This is a genomic window from Bacteroides sp. HPS0048 (assembly GCF_964240755.1).
In the GTDB taxonomy this organism is placed as follows: Bacteria; Bacteroidota; Bacteroidia; order Bacteroidales; family Bacteroidaceae; genus Bacteroides; species Bacteroides nordii.
Genome location: NZ_CAXSVC010000038.1, coordinates 20,994 through 42,523 on the forward strand (window position 1 = coordinate 20,994; position 21,530 = coordinate 42,523).

Here is a 21,530-nt window from a genome sequence, read left to right on the forward strand (position 1 = left end):
GATAGATTCTTTATATTACAAAAGTACGTATTTAAGTATGTGTTAATTACCTATTTAATACATCGTTAAAATGCATACTTTATACACATAAAGTACGTACTTTTTTAACGTATTGTATTACAGACATATATAATAGATTCAGACTCTTTTTATATATTAAAACAAGTGTGGGATACTCACGTACCCCACACCCCAACCAATCGTGTATTAATCTATACAAATCAAATCTAATTACTACAATTTAGAAAACATGTAAGATTTAGGAATTTCGTATTATCGAATAAGATGAAACAATGTTCCATACTTTTCTATTATTCTCTGACATTTCTTTTTTCAATTTTTCTGCAATGGCCTCCAACTCACGTACAGAAAGTTTAGAAGCTGCTGTTATTTCCTTTTGCAATTGGTCCAGAGAAAAGTATTCATCCAATTCTCCACCTATATTGCCCAAGAAGTGGTTATGATATTGTTCCACTACATTGGCAGAAGTCAACAAACCACCTGATCCATAATCACCAATAATGATAACAGGCTTTTTATGTAAAGCTCCTTGCAGAGCCACATATTTATGACCTATTACAAGACTGGCATTTTGTATCAATGTATCTAACTCAAATTCTTCACGTACAGTTACATGAGATGCATATCCTATATCATAAAGTTCCTGTTCTCCCGAATAAATGATATTAATCTTATATTGAGTCAGTGTGTTCAAAACAATAAATGTTCTTAATGCCGAACGCCCATTACCCACTCCAACAAGAATAGCAGGCTTGGAATGCGGATATTTAAGATACCTATCCACTTCTCCGTCCCACGGAAAAGGAAGAGCTGTAACACAACTATCACAGGAATAAGTTTTTTCCGGTGCGATGAGCAGCAAATGTTCATACTGCGTGGCATCTTCTATAAACTCATCTTCATAATCATCTGCCAAGATCGAATAAACAATTGGAATGGCAGGGCGTAATGTCTGTATTTTCTCATAACCTCTTCTATTAAAAGCAAAGGCAAGATTATAAGAAAGCCACATCTCCTTGGCAACATCGCCTGCCATATCCACTTGATAACGTCCATCTTTCAACAGCTTTATCAAACCTTCACAGGTCTTTTGCTGTGTATATGTGTTGCAACAAGCAGAAAATAGAATTTTCCTCATATTATATTTATGGATTACATTAATGTAAAATTGCCATAAACATAACCATCCTTTGAGTTTCTAAATTCTATTGTATAAGTACCAGCATTGTAATCTTCTACAGGAATAGCAAGTGATTGCCCACAAGCAGTTACCTCTATAGAAGAGGTGTACACATTTTGAGTGGCATCCTTTATTACTATATTCACATCACCTACAGGAGCGGTAAATTCAACAATCAAAACATTTCCTTCGAAAGTTGCTTCAATAGGAATAGCAGGATCTAACGAACGACTACCAATCTGAGAGAATTCTCCTTTTAATACTAACCCATCTTCAAGAGGAGTACCTGCAAAAACATTGCTCATCATAAACAATGCTACCAATAATGACATAAACAAACGTGATTTCATAAATATACTGTTTTTTGTTTCTCCAAATGTACGATGTACTGATGAGAAAAGCAAAAAAACGACCCGGACAATTTGAGTTAGTCCAATAAGAAGTAAACAGTTATATATCAAACAATTACAGAAAATAAAAAATTATCGACCCGGACAATTGGAAATTTATTTTCTTAGTATTTTCGTATAAAATGGTCTAAATCCTCCTGAGCTGATATATTTAAGCGTTTTTTCAATCGACCTTTGGCTTTAGTTATAGAGTCAGATGTAGTGAAAAAGACACGTTTTAACGCATCATTAGTAAAACCAAACTTCAATAAACAACAAATTTCAAGATCATGTTTAGTCAATGTAGGATATTCTTCCTGCAGACGAATAAGCATATCCGAATACAAATAATTAAATAAGTCAAACAAACATTCCCAATCCGGACGAGAGAGTTCTCCTTTCACAGCACCAGACTTTAACGAAAGTAACATACGGAATGTAGATATATACCTTGCATCAATAGGCGAACACGAATTATCAATATCACCACCCAATGTATTCAAACGTTCTGTTAGCGTTTTATTCTGTCCTTGCAGAAGCAAAACTTTTCCATTCAATTCTCCAATCTTAGTACGATAGTCCTCTGATTCACTTTGCAATTCCTGGTAATTTACCAACTCTTCCTGATAGAGTGCTATCTCTTCTCTGTTTTCAACAATCTGTTTTTCAATCTCCTGTATTCGTTTCTTATTCTGACGTTGTCTGTAATAAAAATAGTAAGCACCAAGAAAAACCAAAAGGGCCAATAAGAAACAAAGCCAAACAATCGTCTGATTCTTTATCTTCAATTGAAGATTTTCGTTTTGTAACTTCTCATTCTCATATTTCTTCTGTAAACTCGCTACCGTTTCTCTTATCTCTGCTTTTTGAATTTCTCTATTTAATGAATCAGATTTCTCTTTATATTCTATAGCTTCCCAAGGATTCTTACGCATTTTTTCTAATTCAAATAATAATCTATAAGTATCTGCTTGTGTATAAATATTAGTAGCCTCTGTAGCCCTTTTCAAATATTTTTCAGCTTCATCTTTATTATCCATTAAAAGACAATTATACCCCAAAGAAAGATATATCTCTGAGAAAAGAGATGTTTTTCCGTCCAGTTCAAGAGCTTGCAACAAATAATATTCAGCTTTCTGATAATCTCTTTTCATTCGATGTAATAACCCTAATTCCTGAAGAATAGTTAATTCTGATTTACATTTAGAACGATGAGCTAACTCCAAAGCTTTTTGATAATAGGTATACGCACTATCAGAACTGGCACCTATAGAAAGATAATACCGTCCAATACTCCTTAATGCATAGCTCATACAACAAGTATCCTTAATTATACGATAACAACTCAGAGCTTCTTGATAATTCAAAAGAGATTCGTCTGCAAGATCCTGGTTCCAGTTCAATGTTCCCATTTCTTCTAAAATAAGTCCCAATGTTCTGTACTCCTTGCTCCCTTCGAATATACTTCTGGCCTTCAAATAATACCTCATAGCATCTTCCGGGCGATTCAGTTCTTTCATTACTCTACCATAATAAAAGAACGCCTTTCCTTTAGCTATCCAATTCTCATCATGAGAGCCATAATATCCTACTGCAATTGCAATTAAAGAATCCGATTCCGGTTTAATGTAGTTTTTATCCATAGCTTGTGTCATTAACAAGCTATAGTCAGCCTGGGCTTTACCATGTAAAACATCAGGGTTGGGTATACGTTTTAGAAGATTAAGAGCACTATCCGGGGCTACCTCCATGCATTTTTCAACCAAAGATAGTGTTTGAACGACTGAATCGGGAGTCGTCTGGCAAGAAATTACCCATAAGGATAGAATGAGCAAAGATAAAAAATGATAAGTAGTACGTCGTAACATGTCTATATTGAGTTTTGTGCAAAAATACACAAAAAACTCTTAGATCAGTTACTTACAGCAGCGTTTTGTTCCAAGCGTTGGTGTTCCTGGATAAGTTGCATGTTTTCTTTTGCCTTAGATACGAACTCCTTCACCATTTTATTCATTTTAAAAGAATAAGGAGCATCTTTCATTATATCCTCTATTTGCGGAGTCATTACGGGATAAGGAAGATTACTACACAACATTAAAAAGACACTGGGGCCTAACACCGTTTCATAATTATCAGATATAAACGACTTAACATACTGATTCATCTCATTAATCAACGCTTCCCCCTCCTTCGTCAACTGTTCATGAATATCAGCAAGATCAGCACCCTCCATCACCATACGGGCTTCCTTATGTTCTAACTCTTCAATCTTCATATCCATGGCATTTTTCTTATCGATAAACTCATAAAGAGCATCATTAAGAGGAGTACCCTTAGCTGCCAGTTCTGTATTGGTAATTGTTATTTTAATATCACCTTTTTCTATCACTAAAGGCATAATAGCCTCATCATCCATATAGAGAGTAGCCATCATCACAGAATCCACAGTACCTTTCATTGAAAACAATCCATGAATAACCTCTGCCGAATCAAGTTTTATCCATTTCCCTTCCTGCAATGTTTTTATAAACAACATTCTTCCATCAAGGCTGCTTACCGATGACGAACCTTCTATCTTATACTTGCGACCACAGGAAGTAAAGACGAGAAGCAAAAGCAATAAAGGCAAAAATTTACTCACACGCATCTGTTTGTAGGTTTTCATGCTGCAAAGGTACAACGGATTCAGATTTGAATGAAACATTTTATCAATATTTAAAACTTGTAAGACTCTTTTCTTTAATAATCCTTATAAACACCAGTTTTGGGTATGTATTTTCATTTAGTTTACCTAAATTTGCAAGCTATGACTTGACAAATAGTCAACATTAACGATTCTGATTCATAATTTATAATTCATAATATAATAGAATGTCAACTTACGCACCCTTTGCCAAACCGCTCTACGTGATGCTAAAACCCGTTGGAGCAGTGTGTAATCTCGCATGTGATTATTGTTACTATCTGGAAAAGGCTAAATTATATAAAGAGAATCCCAAACATGTAATGAGTGAAGAACTTCTGGAAAAGTTCATTGAAGAATATATTAACTCTCAGACAATGCCACAGGTACTTTTCACATGGCATGGCGGAGAAACATTAATGCGCCCTTTATCTTTTTATAAAAGGGCGATGGAACTACAGAAAAAATATGCCCGGGGACGTACAATAGATAACTGCATACAGACCAATGGTACTATGCTGACGGACGAATGGTGTGAATTCTTTCGTGAAAACAACTGGCTGGTAGGCGTGTCTATCGATGGTCCACAGGAATTCCATGATGAATATCGCAAAAACAAGCAGGGAAAACCTTCTTTTATAAAAGTAATGCAGGGCATCAACCTCCTCAAAAAGCACAAAGTGGAGTGGAATGCCATGGCGGTAGTAAACGACTATAATGCAGACTATCCACTGGAATTTTACCGTTTCTTCAAAGAACTCGATTGTCATTATATACAGTTTGCTCCTATCGTAGAACGTATTTTCAAGCACACTGACGGACGTCATTTAGCTTCACTTGCCGAACAGGAAGGTGGTGAACTTGCAGACTTTTCCATTACCCCGGAACAATGGGGTAACTTTCTATGTACCCTATTTGACGAATGGGTAAAAGAAGATGTAGGAAACTACTATATACAATTATTTGATTCAACACTCGCTAATTGGATTGGTGAACAACCCGGCGTTTGCTCTATGGCCAAGACTTGCGGCCATGCCGGAGTAATGGAATTCAATGGAGATGTATACTCTTGCGACCACTTTGTATTCCCGGAATATAAACTGGGGAATATTTACAACAAGACTCTGGTAGAGATGATGTATAGCGAAAAGCAGAATGCCTTTGGACAAATGAAGCAGAGCTCTCTTCCAACTCAATGTAAAGAATGTGAGTTCTTATTTGCCTGTAACGGAGAATGTCCGAAGAACCGTTTTATAAGAACAGCAAGCGGAGAACCCGGGCTGAATTACCTTTGCAAAGGTTATTATCAATTTTTCCAGCATGTAGCACCCTATATGGATTTCATGAAAAAAGAGTTGATGAATAAACGTGCTCCGGCAAATATAATGGAAGCCATAAAAAAGGGAGAGTTATAAAAGGGAGAAGGGAGAATTGAGATGGGAGAAGAAAAAAACTCTTTGAACATCATTCGTAAATAATAAATCATAATTTATAAATCATAAATCAAAAAGATGAATAAACTAAAACTTTATGTACTGGCGCTAATGGCGCTAATCGTTTGTTCCGTTAAAGCGGACGAAGGAATGTGGCTGTTACAGTTGATGCAGCAGCAAAACTCCATCGACATGATGAAAAAACAGGGATTAAAGCTGGAAGCAACTGATCTCTATAACCCGAATGGAGTATCCCTAAAAGATGCAGTAGGTATCTTTGGTGGTGGATGCACCGGAGAAATTATCTCACCGGAAGGACTTATCCTGACTAACCACCATTGCGGATATTCATCTATCCAACAACACAGTTCGGTAGAGCATGATTATCTGACAGACGGTTTCTGGGCTACTTCAAGAGATAAAGAATTACCAACCCCGGGATTAAAATTCACATTTATCGAACGAATTGAAGATATCACAGATCTTGTAAACCAGAAGATAGAGTCTAAAGAGATCACAGAAGCTGAATCTTTTACTCCGGAGTTTCTTAATAAACTTGCAAAAGACCTCTATGCAAAGAGTGATCTGAATGAAAAGCCAGGTATTGTTCCACAAGCTTTGCCGTTCTATGCAGGTAACAAATTCTACATGTTTTATAAGAAAGTATACCCGGATGTACGTATGGTGGCTGCTCCCCCCTCATCAGTAGGTAAGTTTGGTGGTGAAACGGATAATTGGATGTGGCCTCGCCATACCGGCGATTTCTCTATGTTCCGTATCTATGCAGATGCCAATGGCGAACCTGCTGAATACAGTGCAGATAACGTACCTTTGAAAACCAAAAAGCATCTTTCGATCTCTTTGAAAGGACTGAAAGAAGGTGATTATGCCATGATTATGGGATTCCCCGGAAGCACCAGCCGTTATCTTACTGTTTCGGAAGTAAAAGAGCGTATGAACTCTACCAACGAACCACGTATTCGTATACGTACAGCTCGTTTGAACATATTGAAGGAAGTCATGAACGCCAGTGATAAGACCCGCATCCAGTATGCCAACAAATATGCAGGTTCATCCAATTACTGGAAAAATTCGATTGGAATGAATAAAGCCATTATTGATAATGATGTGCTGGGTACAAAAGCAGAACAAGAAGCACGTTTTGCACAATTTGCCAAAGAAAAAAACAATGCAGCCTACATGAATGTAGTGAAAGAAATTGATGATGCGATAGCCATTACCGCTCCTCTCACCTACCAAGCTACTTGTCTGACAGAAGCTTTCTTCGCTGCCATTGAATTCGGAAGTCCTTATCAGATCATGGAAAAACTGGAAAAAGCACTGGAAGAAAAGAATGATTCTGCCATTAACGCCAATATCGAAATTCTGAAAAAAGTCTTTGCTGATATTCATGACAAAGATTATGACCACGAAGTAGATCGTAAAGTAGCCAAAGCTTTGTTCCCGCTTTATGCTGAAATGATTCCGGCAGAACAGCGCCCCAACTTCTACAACACGATTGAAAAAGAATATAAAGGAGATTATAACAAGTTCGTTGATGCAATGTACGACTCCTCTATTATGGCTAACCAGGCTAACTTTGATAAATTTATCAAAAAGCCAACTGTAAAAGCCATCCAAAAAGATCTGGCTACTCAATATTCACGTGGAAAATATGAAAAACTGATAGAACTCAGATCAGCACTTCAGGCTGAAGATGAAAAGCTGGACTCACTGCATAAAATCTATATCCGTGGCCTGGGCGAAATGAAACTCCCCGTTCCTTCTTATCCGGATGCCAACTTCACGCTACGTCTGACTTACGGTAATGTGAAACCTTACAGCCCAAGAGACGGTGTGTTCTATAAGTACTATACTACAACAGACGGTATTCTGGAAAAAGAAAATCCGGAAGACCGTGAGTTCAATGTGCCTGCAAAACTGAAAGAGCTGATCGAAAAGAAAGACTTCGGACGTTATGCAATGCCTAATGGTGATATGCCTGTCTGCTTCCTTTCAACCAATGACATCACCGGTGGTAATTCCGGAAGCCCTGTGCTGAACGAGAACGGTGAATTGATCGGTTGTGCTTTTGACGGCAACTGGGAATCATTGAGTGGGGATATCAATTTCGATAATGACCTGCAACGCTGTATCAACCTGGATATCCGTTATGTTCTCTTCATCCTCGATAAACTTGGCGGATGCGGACACTTAATTGATGAAATGACAATTGTAGAATAGTTATTCTATTTGCCAATATGCCAATGTGCCAATTGCTCTTCAGCATAACAGCGCAACCAATTGGCACATTGACATATTGGCAAATTAGCACATTATTATATATAAATGAAAAAACAATTATTAATAGCTGCCCTCTCTCTTGTGGCCCTTACAGCACATGCCGACGAAGGTATGTGGATGCTGACCGACTTACAGGCTCAGAACGCTGCTGTTATGAGAGAACTCGGACTAGAAATTCCGATTGAAGAAGTATATACTCCTAATGGAATTGCCCTTAAAGATGCAGTTGTCCACTTTGGTGGCGGCTGTACCGGAGAGGTGATCTCGGCAGAAGGATTAGTACTGACTAACCACCACTGTGGATATGGTGCTATCCAGCAACACAGTAGTGTGGAACACGACTACCTGACAGATGGTTTTTGGGCAATGAACAGGGATGAAGAACTTCCTTGCGAAGGACTGAAGATCACTTTTATTGACCGTATACTGGACGTCACACCATACGTCAACGAACAATTGAAGATAGATAAAGATCCCGAAGGCACCAATTACCTGTCTCCCAAATACCTGGAGAAAGTAGCCGATCGTTTTGCCAAAGCAGAAAATATCGAAGTAACCCCGGCAACCAAACTGGAACTGAAAGCCTTCTACGGAGGCAACCGTTATTATCTTTTTGTTAAAACGGTGTACAGTGATATCCGCATGGTAGGTGCCCCTCCTTCTTCCATCGGTAAGTTTGGTGCTGATACAGACAACTGGATGTGGCCTCGCCATACCGGTGATTTTTCTTTGTTCCGTATCTACGCTGATAAAGACGGTAAACCCTCTGAATACTCCAAAGACAATATTCCATTGAAAGTGAAGAAACATCTCACAATCAGCCTTGCAGGAATACAGGAAGGAGACTTTACTTTTGTAATGGGATTTCCCGGACGCAACTGGCGTTATATGATTTCCGACGAAGTAGAAGAACGTATGCAGACCACCAACTTCATGCGTCAGCATGTACGCGGTGACCGTCAGGAAGTATTAATGGAACAAATGTTGAAAGATCCTGCCGTGCGCATTCACTATGCCAGTAAATATGCTTCATCCGCCAATTACTGGAAGAATGCTATTGGCATGAACGAGGGATTAATCCGTCTCAAAGTACTGGATACAAAACGTGCACAACAAGAGCAACTATTGGCTCGCGGACGTGAAAAAGGAGATGATTCTTATCAGAAAGCATTTGACGAGATACGTTCCATCGTTGCTCATCGTCGTGACGCTATGTATCACCAGCAAGCTATCAACGAAGCGTTGGTGACAGCTCTAGACTTTATGAAGATACCGTCAACTAAAACACTGTCAACGGCATTACAGAAGAAAAATAAAGAAGAAATTCAAAAGGCAACTGAAGAACTGAAAATCGCAGGTGAAAAGTATTTCGCTTCTGTACCTTTCCCCGAAGTAGAGAAACTGGTAGGCAAACAAATGCTGAAAACTTATATGGGCTATATACCCCAAGAACAGCGAATCAACATATTCAAAGTGATAGACAGCCGTTTCAAAGGAGATAGTGATGCATTTGTAGATGCCTGCTTTAAGTATTCTATCTTTGGGAATAAAGAAAATTTTGAGAAGTTCCTTCAAAAACCCAGCCTGAACAAAATAGACAAAGACTGGATGATTCTGCTCAAACATTCTATCACCGACGGATTGATGCAGACAGCATTGGCAATGCATGATGCTAATACAAACTATGATGCTGCCCACAAAGTATGGGTGAAAGGAATGATGGATATGCGTCAGGAAGCAGGTATTCCTATTTATCCTGATGCCAACTCTACACTGAGACTGACATATGGTAAAGTAGCCTCATATGAACCGGCGGACGGCGCTGTATACAAATATTATACAACGCTGAAAGGTGCTATGGAAAAAGAAGACCCTAATAACTGGGAATTCGTTGTACCTGCTAAGTTGAAGCAACTATACGAAACAAAAGATTATGGACGCTATGCTATGAAAAATGGTGAGATGCCTGTTTGCTTCATTGTAGATACTGACAATACAGGAGGAAATTCCGGTAGTCCGGTATTCAATGGCAAAGGTCAACTGATAGGCACCGGCTTTGACCGTAACTATGAAGGATTGACAGGAGATATCGCCTTCCGGCCTTCTTCCCAGCGTGCCGCTTGTGTAGATATTCGCTATACTCTCTTCATTATTGAAAAGTATGCGGGAGCTTCACATATAATCAAAGAGCTGGATATTAAAGAATAATTATATAATGTGCCAATATGCCAATTGGCTGCGCTATTACACTGCACAACTTATTGGCATATTGGCATATTAGCATATTGAACCATTATTACTACCGCCATTTACTCACCGTCTCCGACTTATCAGCGAATTGTGCTGCCAAAGATTTCATACGAGCCTGCAATAAAATCTTCCTTCCATCTTGTATACGAGTATACATCAACTCGTTATTTCCAACCAATCTCCTCCATTGAATACTCAAATAAGCAGCCCACTCTTTTTTACGTCCTATCAATTCGGGCACAGAGTGATAATCTACCTGAGCCGTGTGAAACAAAGAATGACTTTTACGAATGATAAGATAACGGGGACTATTCACAACAGAAACAAGTTCCGAGAGTGCATTAATAAACATCGATTTTTCATAACGTGTACCTCCTTCCAAGTGGCAAAGCACGGCACCATCATCATCGAGTTCCGAAACGACAGTCACTTTCTCTGATTTTATCACGCCTGCCCTGGCAAGTGCCAAAGCTAATGCCTGCCCTATCTTATGAATATCTTTTGATATATCCCGATAACGGATGTACAGCCAGAAAGCCTTCCACATTTCACGTCCGAAAAGAAACAATCCGGCAAGTCCTATAATCACCAACACAAATTGTAACTCTTCTACCCGCCGAAAACGTATTTTGAACAAACCATACAAGACTTCCTGGCCAAACATCAATAAACCGGAAGCAAGACTGCTCAATAAATAAGATATAGTACGGTTCAGGTACAAATGCTGCAATTCATGTGTATGCCTGCATTCTGTGTCACGTGGTATCTTTATTTCCTCTACCAGACTGACACCATTGCCCAATGCCCGCTCCCACTGGTCTTTCAATTTTTCACGCTGAGAAGCACGTAGAAAAGCCCTGTCATTGGCTGCATCTATAGCTTCTGCATCGGAAAAGTCAGCAGGCAATCCCAACCGGCTAATTCCATTTTCGATACCTCCTGTTTCGAGATAAGATATTCCCACAAAACTGCGAAAACGCCTTTTCAACATTTCTACATCATTTCCCCCATCTGAAGCTGTGGGATCTACACAAACCAAATGCCAGATATTACTCGCTTTCTCCCTGTTTCCCTTCTCCACGCGAATAGCACGGCCACGCATCTGATTGGACAACACAAAAGAACCGACAAAGCTGGCCAATACCAATGAATTCAGAACCGGTGCATCCCATCCTTCTCCTAACAACGACTTAGTACCTATCAATATCTCTATACCACCTTTCTGAAACACATCCGTCACTATTTTCACAACATCGTTTTTCAGCCCTTCAGTCAGCGCCACTTGTATGTATCCGGTATCGTAAGGTAATGGATTATAAGTAAGTTTCGTCACTCCCCTGCTTTCTGCACAAGCCTCAAACAACTCGCAGGCAGAAACAGGCAGAATAATAATACTCCCTGTCAGCACTCCTATTTTCATGTGTTCAGAGTTCGTTCTGCGAAGTTTCTCAAAAATGGGTATTACTCCCAACTTATTTAGTTCAAGGGTATTCTCCCCGGCATTGACAAGAAACTCTTTACGAATAAAATCAGTGAGTACTACCAATCGTAATCCTTGTCCCAACTGACGATATTCAAAATTCACAATCTGATAAATACTATTCAGCTTTTCAATACTGGTGCCCAACAATGAGGTGATCTCTTTGTTTTGCAAAAAAGTTATCTGCCTATGTTCCATTACCCCATGACGTAGTAAGCGGTGTTCAAGTTTTTCCTGGTGTTTCTCAAATCCGGTGAACCTACCTCTTTCTTTCAGCAGATAAAACTCAAGTAATACTTGTGCCCATTGATAGTCAAAGACTGGAAAATCAGGATGTTTGTCTCCCAAAACGTCAAGATGTTCGGACGAAACAGAAAGCCCGGCAGTATTCAGAAATATAAGTAAAGAAGAGTAGTAAGGCATATTACTGTAAATCCAGTCGAGATTCTTATTCGGCTCAGTCCATACAGACAGAGAAGTCATGGCACGAATCAGTTCTTCATCCTGCTTTATCTCCTGAAAAAGCGCATATACCTGATTGCGATATTTATTGATCACTTTATACTCTTCGGCAGAAGGACGCGAAAAACAGACACAATCCTGATGAGGGCATAAGTCTCCTTCGATAATCAGTTCCGGAACAGTAATCTCTGTATCAATCGGACCATTCAACTCAATATAACGTTGCCATTCATTGGCAGATACATCATAAGGTGGAGTAGCGGTCAGTCCCACAAGAGTCGGCTTCAATTCTTCTTTCAGACTAATCAATGTAGTCCACCATTCATTTTTCAGATGATGGGCTTCATCCACAACAACGGTCTGTACTCCCTGTTCACGAAGTAGTCGGACAATCTCCTTCATACAACCGTCCGAACGACAATTATCTTTAAAATCATTACAGGCTGCATGCACCCCCTGATAGGTTGAAACGGTAAGAAATGAAGGAGATTTAATATCATATGATATCCACTCCGGCGTAATCTCTGTCTGCAGAAAAAGTTCACAGAAACGATCGATCCACTGATTGCGTACTGCAATAGTGGGTGCTAAGATTAAAGTAGGCTTATTGATTCGTAACATCACCTCAAGTCCGAGTACTGTTTTTCCTGAGCCGGGAGGTGCTACTACATGCAAAGCGTTGTCATCCAGAAAGTTTTCAAGTTCAGCAAGAACTCTCGCCTGATAATTCCGCCATGGATATTTAAATTTAATTCCGGAAGGAAATGTATTCATAATGCCGCTAACCCCTATTTTGTATAATGTAATGCCCCAAAGGTATACTTTTTTAAGGAGTAACAGGTAATGAATCGTCAAATAAATTCTTCTACCAAATACATCTCATCAAGTAAATCTTCCATTGATTGCTGCAAATTATCCACTGCCTCTTCAGGAGAATCTCCATACGCATTACATTGAATATTCACGGCAAGCCAGGCGTAATAACCGCCATCGGATGTGCGCTCAAGCACATAATCTGTTTTATTCAGTTTCATATCGGTAAATAATTAGTAAATGTTGGTATATTTACAACTGACTGATGATCAATCAGATTTTCGAGTTCACAGATAATATGGCGTTCACTACTACGTGCCCAGTAAATAAACTCACGGCTGGGACAATACTTGCCGGCAAAGCGAAGCAAGGGTTCAAGTGCAAACGAGTCACTCACAATACCGGCACCCGCACGAACTGCATCATAAGCGTTGCAATCTTGTTCAATATGGGCTGGCACCATCAATACGGGTTTACCCAAATACATGGCCTCGCAAATAGACTCAAAGCCTGCGGTACTGGCATAAGCACGACATCCTGCCATATAATTAAGAAATTTCACATCATCGAGTTGATGAAAGCTCAACGTCTCATCCATCCGAGTCACCTCCGCTGTATCCGCCTTGTCCCAGAAAAAATGTAAGGGTACTTCCGGATGAACAGAATGAAAAGCTTTCACACTATCAGAGAAACCGGCATTGACCATATAACCATGAATATAATTACCCGCTTCGGGACGAATAGCAGTAACCTCCTGTCGGAGCAAAGGAGGAACTACAACAAGATTGTTTTCTCTGTCTTCGGACATCTTGCGAAAAGAAAGAGCCAAACGCTTCTTTGCTTTCAAGCTTGTCATTCGTGTAAAGAGGCGAAGCATAAACAGTTGAACTGCATCTTTCTCCGGAAATTCAAATTCCCGGTGCAAAAACAAATACTGATGCCCAATACAAACGTACGGAACAGAAGGGCGGAAGAACATATAGGTAAGTCCGGTTAAAAGTTCGTAGAAGTTGATTACTACTTCCGCCCCTGTTTTCCTGATCCGTTGGTTTATATAACACATACTACGGACATATTCCGGTAGGTGTATAAGATTGTAAGCAAAGCTTTTTTTCAAATTAGCACGTTTATTATCGGGCGAAGGTAAGAAGTTAGGGCTGAGAAAACGCTTCACCGGAGCCTTTATATTCCGATTGAAAAAGCCCGGTAAAGTACGCGACGAGCTTTTACCCACAAGCACTTCTACTACCTCGTGCCCATTGCGCTGTAACATATCTTCGAGAGTCAACGCTTGTGTAAGGTGACCTCTCCCTTCTCCCTGAACAATAAATAAAAATCTCATGAGGCTATTGTTATTTGTTTGGTTTCCCCCTTTTCCTGCTCTTTTTCTGACATCAGCACATTATCAAAGTAACGTACACTCCAATTTCCTTCCTCATCTTCTGTCAATGCAGAAAGTGACTCTACCCAGTCACCGGAATTCAGATAATGAATTCCATCATAACAAGTATTGGCAGGATGATGAATATGCCCACAGATTACTCCGTCACACTTTCTGGCCTTTGCCAGTATTACCAGTTCTTTTTCAAAATCAGAAATATAAGAAACGGCTGATTTCACTTTATTTTTGATAGACTGGGATAGTGAATAATAAGTTTTTCCCTGTTTCATTCGCCGGGCATTATACACTTTGTTAAGCCAAAGTAAAAATGTATATCCGGTATCGCCCAGTTTAGCCAACCACTTCATTTGGGTAGTTATTCTATCAAAAACGTCACCATGCGTCACATAATAACGTCTACCGTGACTTTCGTAGATGCAGTCCTTAACAATCTGTATATTAGAAAAGTTCAGTGGTGCCAGATTATCAAGAAAATCATCGTGATTGCCACGGACATAAATAACCTGTGTACCGAAATTCTCCATCATCTTCATGATAACTTTGAAAAAGTCTGTATGCTTAGCCTTCCATTTACTTAAACCGCTTTTTTTCAGATGCCACCCGTCGATAATATCTCCATTCAATATCAGACGGTCACAATTGATTGATTTAAGGAAGCGGGTCACCTCCTCTGTTTTGGAGTGCTGAGTTCCCAGATGAATATCTGAAAGAACAACTGTAGGATAATACGTGCGTAAATGCATAACATTTCAGTTTTTCGATATGCAAAAGTCCGTATTTCACATTACAAGCTGATGTCTTTACAGTTACTATTTTATGAACAAAATCAGCTTTTCGGCGTTATATATCTAAAATAGTAATTATATTCGCAGCCCGAAGAGGCTGGCAATTTATTTTAAGAAAGGAAAATTATGGAAAAATTTGATGAATTAATACAGTCACCGGTCCCGGTTTTAGTAGATTTTTTTGCAGAATGGTGTGGTCCTTGCAAGGCTATGAAGCCAATTCTTGAAGAAGTAAAAGCTAAGATAGGAGATAAAGCCCGCATCGCTAAGATTGATGTGGACCAACATGAACAACTGGCAGCAAGATTCCGTATACAGGCCGTACCTACATTCATACTATTCAGTAATGGAGAAGCTGTGTGGCGTCACTCCGGAATGATACATGCCAGTGAATTAACAGGAGTTATCGAACAGTATTCACATAAAAATTAAGAATGAAGAAGGTATTAGCTATGGTAGCTTTTGTCATGGTCAGCGTAATTGTTTATGCTTTCAATGATGGAAGCAAGATAAATGCAGATCAACAAGGTAAAGAGGTAAAAAGCGGTGAAGTAATCGTAATGAATAAAGATATGTTCATTAAGGATGTATTTGATTACGAGAACACCAAAGAATGGAAATACAAAGGTAATAAACCTGCCATCATTGATTTATACGCTGACTGGTGTGGGCCTTGCCGAATGACAGCTCCTATCATGAAGTCACTGGCAAAGGAATACGACGGCAAGATCGTAATTTATAAGGTTAATGTGGATAAAGAAAAGGAATTGGCAGCTTTATTTAATGCAACAAGCATTCCCCTTTTTGTATTCATCCCAATGAATGGAGAACCACAGCTTTTCCGTGGTGCGGCAGATAAAGCCACCTACCAAAAAGCAATAGACGAATTCTTGTTGAAACAGTGATAAATGATTAGTGATAAGTGATTAGTTAGTTGCGCTTAAGCCGCATGGCACCAATCACTTATCACTAATCACTTATCACTAATCACTTATCACTATTTATGATATCCCACCGGATGGTTCATCAATGGTAACTGAGTATCGGTCAGTTTCAATACACTTTTCAATTTAGCTGTGTCCATTGAGGCCCTTGGCACAGTAGCTAATTTGGCAGCAGAACAAAAGATTGAAATATTCTGCGAAACGATGCCTGCATCCACAGCCCCCATCAACTGAGTATGAGTATTCTTGGCATCACCTAAACGAGACAAGTCACTAACCAACAATAAAGAAACAGGTGCCGACTTTACAAAAGCCTGTCCTCCTGCCACTGCTCCCCGATGATCTCCTTCAGCCACCAGATTCAGCTGGTGTGCTTTCGCATCATACAAATAAGTAGCTTCGGGCAGTACTACATAAACATCTACATCTTGTTTGTTCATAGCCGAAGGGGCTGTACGTTTCCCTTCTTCCGGACGATTTATACCATTGGCAGCCCAGAGTAAATCTGATAAATCAGTAAGAGCTAATGCTTTTGCAGCATATTCACGCGTAGAATGGCGGTTGGCAAATGCTTCCATCACTTCACTATTGCGATTCAAATTCGGTTTAGGCAATCGGATCACTTTATCAGCAGCAAATGTAGCTACTGAGATAAACAGGCACAATAATAACAGTTGTACTTTCCTCATAATCTGTGGTTTTTAAAAGTTTATGCGCAAATATAACCGTATCTTAGTGATTCCAATCTTTTTCTAAGAAAGTTTAATAAAAAAGGCCTGCATCTGTTAAACAGACACAAGCCTTTTCTTCATTTGTGAACTATATATTTATTATTTCTTTCCGAAATAACGGTTGTAAAGTCCTTCAAAACCTTTACCGTGACGTGCTTCATCTTTACACATTTCATGAACTGTATCATGAATAGCATCCAGATTCAATGCTTTAGCACGGGTAGCAATACGTTTTTTATCTTCGCAAGCACCAGCTTCGGCGTTCATTCTCTTCTCCAGGTTAGTCTTAGTATCCCATACACAGTCACCCAGCAGCTCAGCAAATTTAGAAGCGTGTTCTGCTTCTTCCCAAGCGTAACGTTTGAAAGCCTCTGCTACTTCAGGATAACCCTCACGATCAGCCTGACGGCTCATAGCCAGGTACATACCAACCTCTGTACACTCGCCCATGAAGTGATTGTTCAGATCCTTAATCATTTCGTCATCGCAACCTTTGGCAACACCAATTACGTGTTCGTCAACAAAAGTAAGTGCACCACCTTCAGTTTCAACAACTTCTACAAATTTGCTGGCAGGTGCTTTACACAATGGACATTTCTCAGGAGCTGCGTCACCTTCGTAAACGTAACCGCATACAGTACATCTAAATTTCTTCATTTTGTCTTTAATTTTAATTAATTAGTCAATACGTATATTTTTCAAGCAATTCTTACAAATTCCTTTATAGTAATAATGCATTTCAGTTATCTCGTGCCCATCCATTTGAAGTCCTATAACCTCTTTTATTTCAATAGGAAGTTCCAAATCATATATATTTCCGCATCTCTTACAAATAAAATGCGCATGCGGTGAAGTATCCGCATCAAAATTGGCATTACGTTCATCAATAGTAAGCATCAGGGCTGCTCCCTGCTCTGCAAATAGTTTCAGCGTATTATACACTGTTGTCTTTGAAAGCGTTGGCATTGAGGAAGATAAAGCTGTATATATTTCATCAGCCGACGGATGTGTACGATGCTCCATCAGATACTCCATAATGGCAATACGCTGCATGGAAGGTTTTATGTTGTACTCTAATAATCGGTTATATGGCTTCATAGGCTCTGCTTATACAAAATTGTAATGATTACAACTTTAAATTCGAAGCAAAGATAGGAGTTTCTTTTATTTCTGCAAATAATTAGCCAATAAATTTTATAAAAAATAGCTACATCTTTTGTAAGTAATCAGATTTTAGTAGTAGGTAGTCAGAATATACCAGTTTAAATGTACTCTGGTTATTTACCGGAAGAGGTATATAGACTACGCCTTGCCTCCTTGCAGGCAAAGCGTAGTCTGCAAGCATTAGATTAATTAGAATATCCTTTTAGATACTATCAAACGAATATATCAAAACAATTTCCTAATTTTGCAACGCAAATAATAATGTGTTAATATATCACATTTTAATATTTATCAATTATGAACTACGGATTTGTAAAAGTAGCAGCAGCAGTACCGCGCGTTAAAATAGCGGACTGTAATTTCAATGCCAAACAACTCGAAAGCCTGATAGCAGTTGCAGATGGCAAAGGAGTACAGATTATCACTTTCCCCGAAATGTGTATCACTGCTTATACCTGTGGCGATCTTTTCGGCCAACAGCTCTTGCTGGAAGAAGCAGAAATGGCGCTAATGCAGATATTAAATAATACCCGCCAACTGGATATCATCTCTATTTTAGGAATGCCGGTAATCGTAAATTCTACTGTTATCAATGCAGCCGTAGTTATCCAGAAAGGTAAAGTACTGGGTGTAGTCCCCAAAACCTATCTACCCAACTATAAAGAGTTTTACGAACAGCGTTGGTTCACCTCTGCTCTGCAAATAGCAGAAACCAGTGTACGACTTTGCGGACAAATCATCCCAATGGGTACAAATCTGTTATTCGAAACATCAGACACTATTTTCGGGATTGAAATATGCGAAGACTTATGGTCTACCATACCTCCAAGCTCAACACTTGCGCTACAAGGGGCTGAAATCATATTTAATCTTTCTGCCGACAATGAAGGGATAGGTAAAAACAGTTACCTCCGTTCGCTTATCAGCCAACAATCTGCACGCTGTATTTCGGGATATGTATTCTCTTCCTGCGGATTCGGAGAGTCTACTACCGATGTAGTTTTTGCCGGAAACGGACTTATCTATGAAAATGGTAACCAATTGGCACACAATGATCGCTTCAGTTTTGAAGAACAATTGATTATTAGCGAAATAGATGTAGAATATCTGCGCGCCGAACGGCGTATTAATACAACATTCGCAGCAAGTAAAGGAAATATTCCGGCAGATAAAAAGCCTGTGCGTATTGCTACGGAGTTTGTAAACAGCAAAGAACTAAATCTGACACGTACATTTAAGAGGCATCCATTTGTCCCACAAGGAGCAGCATTGAATGAACGTTGTGAAGAAGTTTTTTCAATACAGGTAGCTGGACTTGCACAACGCCTTGTGCATACCGGAGCTAAAACTGCCGTAATTGGTATCTCAGGAGGGTTGGATTCTACACTTGCCTTACTTGTCTGCGTCAAAACCTTCGATAAATTAGGTTTATCCCGCAAAAATATTATTGGTGTCACTATGCCGGGTTTCGGTACAACCAACCGCACTTATCACAATGCCATCTCTCTTATGAACTCACTCGGCATTACCTTACGGGAAATCAGTATTAAAGAAGCATGTATTCAACACTTCAAGGACATTAACCATGACATCAATGTACACGACGTAACTTACGAAAATGCTCAGGCACGCGAACGCACACAGATATTGATGGATATAGCCAATCAGACAGGAGGAATGGTAATCGGAACAGGCGATTTATCAGAACTGGCTTTAGGGTGGGCTACATACAACGGCGATCACATGTCGATGTACGGTGTAAACGGAAGTATTCCTAAAACCCTGGTGAAATATCTGGTAAAGTGGGTAGCAGAAAACGAAGTAGACGAAACATCATGTATTACTCTACTCGATATTGTAGATACACCTATTAGCCCCGAATTAATTCCGGCAGATGAAAATGGAGATATCAAACAAAAAACAGAGGATCTGGTAGGTCCGTACGAATTGCACGACTTCTTCCTCTATTATTTCATGCGTTTCGGTTTTCGTCCGTCAAAGATATTCATGCTGGCTTCATTGGCATTCAAAGAAGTATATGATGAAGAGACGATCAAGAAATGGTTACTCATCTTCTTCCGCCGCTTCTTCAACCAGCAGTTCAAACGTTCCTGTTTGCCCGACGGTCCTAAAGTAGGAAGTATCTCTATCAGTCCACGTGGCGACTGGCGCATGCCAAGTGATGCTTCGGCAGCAGCATGGCTGAAGGAAATTGAAAAAGAGTAATAAGTGATTAGTGAGTAGTGATTAGTACGATGCGGCGTAATAGCGCAGCCCACTAATCACTACTCACTAATCACTAATCACTTATCACTACTACAACACCCCTTTACTTGAGGGAAGTTCAAAATGATAAATATCCCGCTTCAAAGCCATTTTCAGCGCACGAGCCAATGCTTTGAATATTCCTTCAATCTTATGATGTTCATTTTGCCCTTCGGCTTTGATGTTTAGATTCATCTTTGCAGCATCACTCAGAGATTTAAAAAAGTGGAGAAACATTTCAGTAGGCATCTCTCCTATTTTTTCGCGTTTAAACTCTGCATCCCATACCAGCCAGGGACGTCCACCAAAGTCAAGGCATACCTGACAAAGGCAATCATCCATAGGAAGAGCATAACCATAACGTTCAATTCCCCGCTTGCTTCCTAATGCCTGATAAATACATTCACCCAAAGCAATAGCCGTATCTTCGATAGTATGGTGTTCATCTACTTCAAGATCCCCTTTCACCTTAACCGTGAGGTCCATACCGGAATGCTTACCTATCTGCTCCAACATATGATCAAAGAAGCCAAGTCCTGTAGAGATATCACAAGTACCATTACCGTCCAGATTCAGAGAAACAAAGATATCCGTTTCCTTTGTAGTACGCCTTACCTCTGCTTTACGTTCTCCGGCAAAAAGAAACTCGGCTATTTTATCCCAGTCAGTAGTAGCCAGTACACAGACATCTTCCAACCCCTTCTCTTTCAGTAACTCTGTAGAATCTTGCAGATAAATAGCACGACATCCCAAATTCCTGGCCAGTTCGACATCGGTAGGGCGATCACCAATCACAAAACTTCCTGTCAGGTCGTAATCCGGATTATCAATGTATTTAGTCAACATTCCGGTACGCGGTTTACGAGTCGGGGCATTCTCTTCGGGAAAGCTACGGTCTATCAGGATATCATCAAAAGTAATACCTTCACCCTCCAGAGTTTTCAACATAAGATTGTGAGCCGGCCAAAAGGTAGCTTCCGGGAAAGAATCGGTCCCCAAACCATCCTGATTGGTGATCATAACAAATTCAAAATCGAGCTTGCTACGAACAAAGCCAAGATTGCGGAACACTTTAGGATAAAACTCCAGTTTCTCCAATGAATCAAGCTGATAATCTACAGGAGGTTCAATAACAAGCGTACCATCACGATCAATAAATAATATTTTTTTCTTCATGGAAATGATAATATAATAATGTGCCAATTGCCATGCGGCCTATTTCTA

18 protein-coding genes are annotated in these 21,530 nt (G+C 39.6%); 6 read left to right on the top strand and 12 right to left on the bottom strand.

What is annotated here, in order from left to right; all coding sequences use genetic code 11:
* Nucleotides 1-259: 259 nt before the first annotated feature.
* The 4 genes from ACESQI_RS20860 to ACESQI_RS20875 all read right to left on the bottom strand — a co-directional run bounded on the left by ACESQI_RS20860 (nucleotide 260) and on the right by ACESQI_RS20875 (nucleotide 4,231).
* Entirely contained in the window at nucleotides 260-1,159 is a 900-nt protein-coding gene (locus ACESQI_RS20860; RefSeq protein ID WP_373127020.1) for a hypothetical protein, read from the bottom strand.
* A gap of 14 nt (nucleotides 1,160-1,173) precedes the next feature.
* Nucleotides 1,174-1,551: a DUF3244 domain-containing protein gene (locus ACESQI_RS20865; protein WP_025868173.1), complete on the bottom strand. Its 378-nt coding sequence runs from the start codon at nucleotides 1,549-1,551 to the stop codon at nucleotides 1,174-1,176.
* Between the two features lie 164 nt (nucleotides 1,552-1,715).
* Nucleotides 1,716-3,458, bottom strand: coding sequence for a hypothetical protein (locus tag ACESQI_RS20870; RefSeq protein WP_195660274.1), 1,743 nt, complete (start codon nucleotides 3,456-3,458; stop codon nucleotides 1,716-1,718).
* A 44-nt stretch (nucleotides 3,459-3,502) separates the two neighbouring features.
* On the bottom strand, nucleotides 3,503-4,231 hold the full coding sequence (locus ACESQI_RS20875; RefSeq protein WP_025868171.1) for a DUF4369 domain-containing protein: 729 nt from the start codon (nucleotides 4,229-4,231) through the stop codon (nucleotides 3,503-3,505).
* A gap of 230 nt (nucleotides 4,232-4,461) precedes the next feature.
* On the opposite strand from ACESQI_RS20875, the gene ACESQI_RS20880 reads away from it, so the two are divergent.
* The 3 genes from ACESQI_RS20880 to ACESQI_RS20890 all read left to right on the top strand — a co-directional run bounded on the left by ACESQI_RS20880 (nucleotide 4,462) and on the right by ACESQI_RS20890 (nucleotide 10,218).
* On the top strand, nucleotides 4,462-5,688 hold the full coding sequence (locus tag ACESQI_RS20880; RefSeq protein WP_002561758.1) for an anaerobic sulfatase-maturation protein: 1,227 nt from the start codon (nucleotides 4,462-4,464) through the stop codon (nucleotides 5,686-5,688).
* 96 nt (nucleotides 5,689-5,784) lie between these two features.
* Nucleotides 5,785-7,950, top strand: coding sequence for a S46 family peptidase (locus ACESQI_RS20885; protein WP_002561759.1), 2,166 nt, complete (start codon nucleotides 5,785-5,787; stop codon nucleotides 7,948-7,950).
* 105 nt (nucleotides 7,951-8,055) lie between these two features.
* Complete coding sequence (locus tag ACESQI_RS20890; protein ID WP_002561760.1) at nucleotides 8,056-10,218, top strand: S46 family peptidase; 2,163 nt, start codon at nucleotides 8,056-8,058, stop codon at nucleotides 10,216-10,218.
* A 91-nt stretch (nucleotides 10,219-10,309) separates the two neighbouring features.
* Here ACESQI_RS20890 and ACESQI_RS20895 read toward each other — a convergent pair whose 3' ends face one another.
* From ACESQI_RS20895 to ACESQI_RS20910, 4 genes are all read right to left on the bottom strand, one after another.
* The gene (locus ACESQI_RS20895; protein WP_373127023.1) at nucleotides 10,310-12,976 is read right to left on the bottom strand and encodes a DEAD/DEAH box helicase family protein; all 2,667 of its coding nucleotides are present in this window, start codon (nucleotides 12,974-12,976) and stop codon (nucleotides 10,310-10,312) included.
* Between the two features lie 77 nt (nucleotides 12,977-13,053).
* Nucleotides 13,054-13,236: a type II toxin-antitoxin system HicB family antitoxin gene (locus ACESQI_RS20900; RefSeq protein WP_007484904.1), complete on the bottom strand. Its 183-nt coding sequence runs from the start codon at nucleotides 13,234-13,236 to the stop codon at nucleotides 13,054-13,056.
* Complete coding sequence (locus ACESQI_RS20905; protein WP_007484903.1) at nucleotides 13,233-14,357, bottom strand: glycosyltransferase family protein; 1,125 nt, start codon at nucleotides 14,355-14,357, stop codon at nucleotides 13,233-13,235. The genes ACESQI_RS20900 and ACESQI_RS20905 overlap by 4 nt, the downstream gene beginning before the upstream one ends.
* Complete coding sequence (locus ACESQI_RS20910; RefSeq protein ID WP_007484902.1) at nucleotides 14,354-15,160, bottom strand: UDP-2,3-diacylglucosamine diphosphatase; 807 nt, start codon at nucleotides 15,158-15,160, stop codon at nucleotides 14,354-14,356. The genes ACESQI_RS20905 and ACESQI_RS20910 overlap by 4 nt, the downstream gene beginning before the upstream one ends.
* Nucleotides 15,161-15,328: 168 nt before the next feature.
* Between ACESQI_RS20910 and trxA the strand changes: the two genes are divergently transcribed.
* Nucleotides 15,329-15,634 carry a thioredoxin gene (trxA, locus tag ACESQI_RS20915; protein ID WP_007484901.1) on the top strand — a complete coding sequence of 102 codons (306 nt, stop codon included), beginning with the start codon at nucleotides 15,329-15,331 and terminating at the stop codon, nucleotides 15,632-15,634.
* A gap of 2 nt (nucleotides 15,635-15,636) precedes the next feature.
* A complete protein-coding gene (locus ACESQI_RS20920) occupies nucleotides 15,637-16,107 on the top strand; it encodes a co-chaperone YbbN (protein WP_002561766.1) in 471 nt (156 codons plus the stop codon).
* Nucleotides 16,108-16,199: 92 nt separating this feature from the next.
* On the opposite strand, the gene ACESQI_RS20925 is transcribed toward ACESQI_RS20920, so the two are convergent.
* The 3 genes from ACESQI_RS20925 to ACESQI_RS20935 all read right to left on the bottom strand — a co-directional run bounded on the left by ACESQI_RS20925 (nucleotide 16,200) and on the right by ACESQI_RS20935 (nucleotide 17,975).
* Nucleotides 16,200-16,835 carry a SagB/ThcOx family dehydrogenase gene (locus tag ACESQI_RS20925; RefSeq protein WP_007484900.1) on the bottom strand — a complete coding sequence of 212 codons (636 nt, stop codon included), beginning with the start codon at nucleotides 16,833-16,835 and terminating at the stop codon, nucleotides 16,200-16,202.
* Between the two features lie 141 nt (nucleotides 16,836-16,976).
* On the bottom strand, nucleotides 16,977-17,534 hold the full coding sequence (locus ACESQI_RS20930) for an NADH peroxidase (protein ID WP_002561768.1): 558 nt from the start codon (nucleotides 17,532-17,534) through the stop codon (nucleotides 16,977-16,979).
* Between the two features lie 21 nt (nucleotides 17,535-17,555).
* Nucleotides 17,556-17,975 (bottom strand): Fur family transcriptional regulator, encoded by a 420-nt coding sequence (locus tag ACESQI_RS20935; protein WP_085929619.1) that lies wholly within the window; start codon nucleotides 17,973-17,975, stop codon nucleotides 17,556-17,558.
* Between the two features lie 363 nt (nucleotides 17,976-18,338).
* On the opposite strand from ACESQI_RS20935, the gene ACESQI_RS20940 reads away from it, so the two are divergent.
* Nucleotides 18,339-20,267, top strand: a complete 1,929-nt coding sequence (locus ACESQI_RS20940; protein WP_007484898.1) for an NAD(+) synthase — start codon at nucleotides 18,339-18,341, stop codon at nucleotides 20,265-20,267.
* A 90-nt stretch (nucleotides 20,268-20,357) separates the two neighbouring features.
* Here the strand turns inward: ACESQI_RS20940 and hisB are convergent, their stop codons facing one another.
* On the bottom strand, nucleotides 20,358-21,482 hold the full coding sequence (gene hisB, locus ACESQI_RS20945; protein ID WP_044166212.1) for a bifunctional histidinol-phosphatase/imidazoleglycerol-phosphate dehydratase HisB: 1,125 nt from the start codon (nucleotides 21,480-21,482) through the stop codon (nucleotides 20,358-20,360).
* Nucleotides 21,483-21,530: the final 48 nt, after the last annotated feature.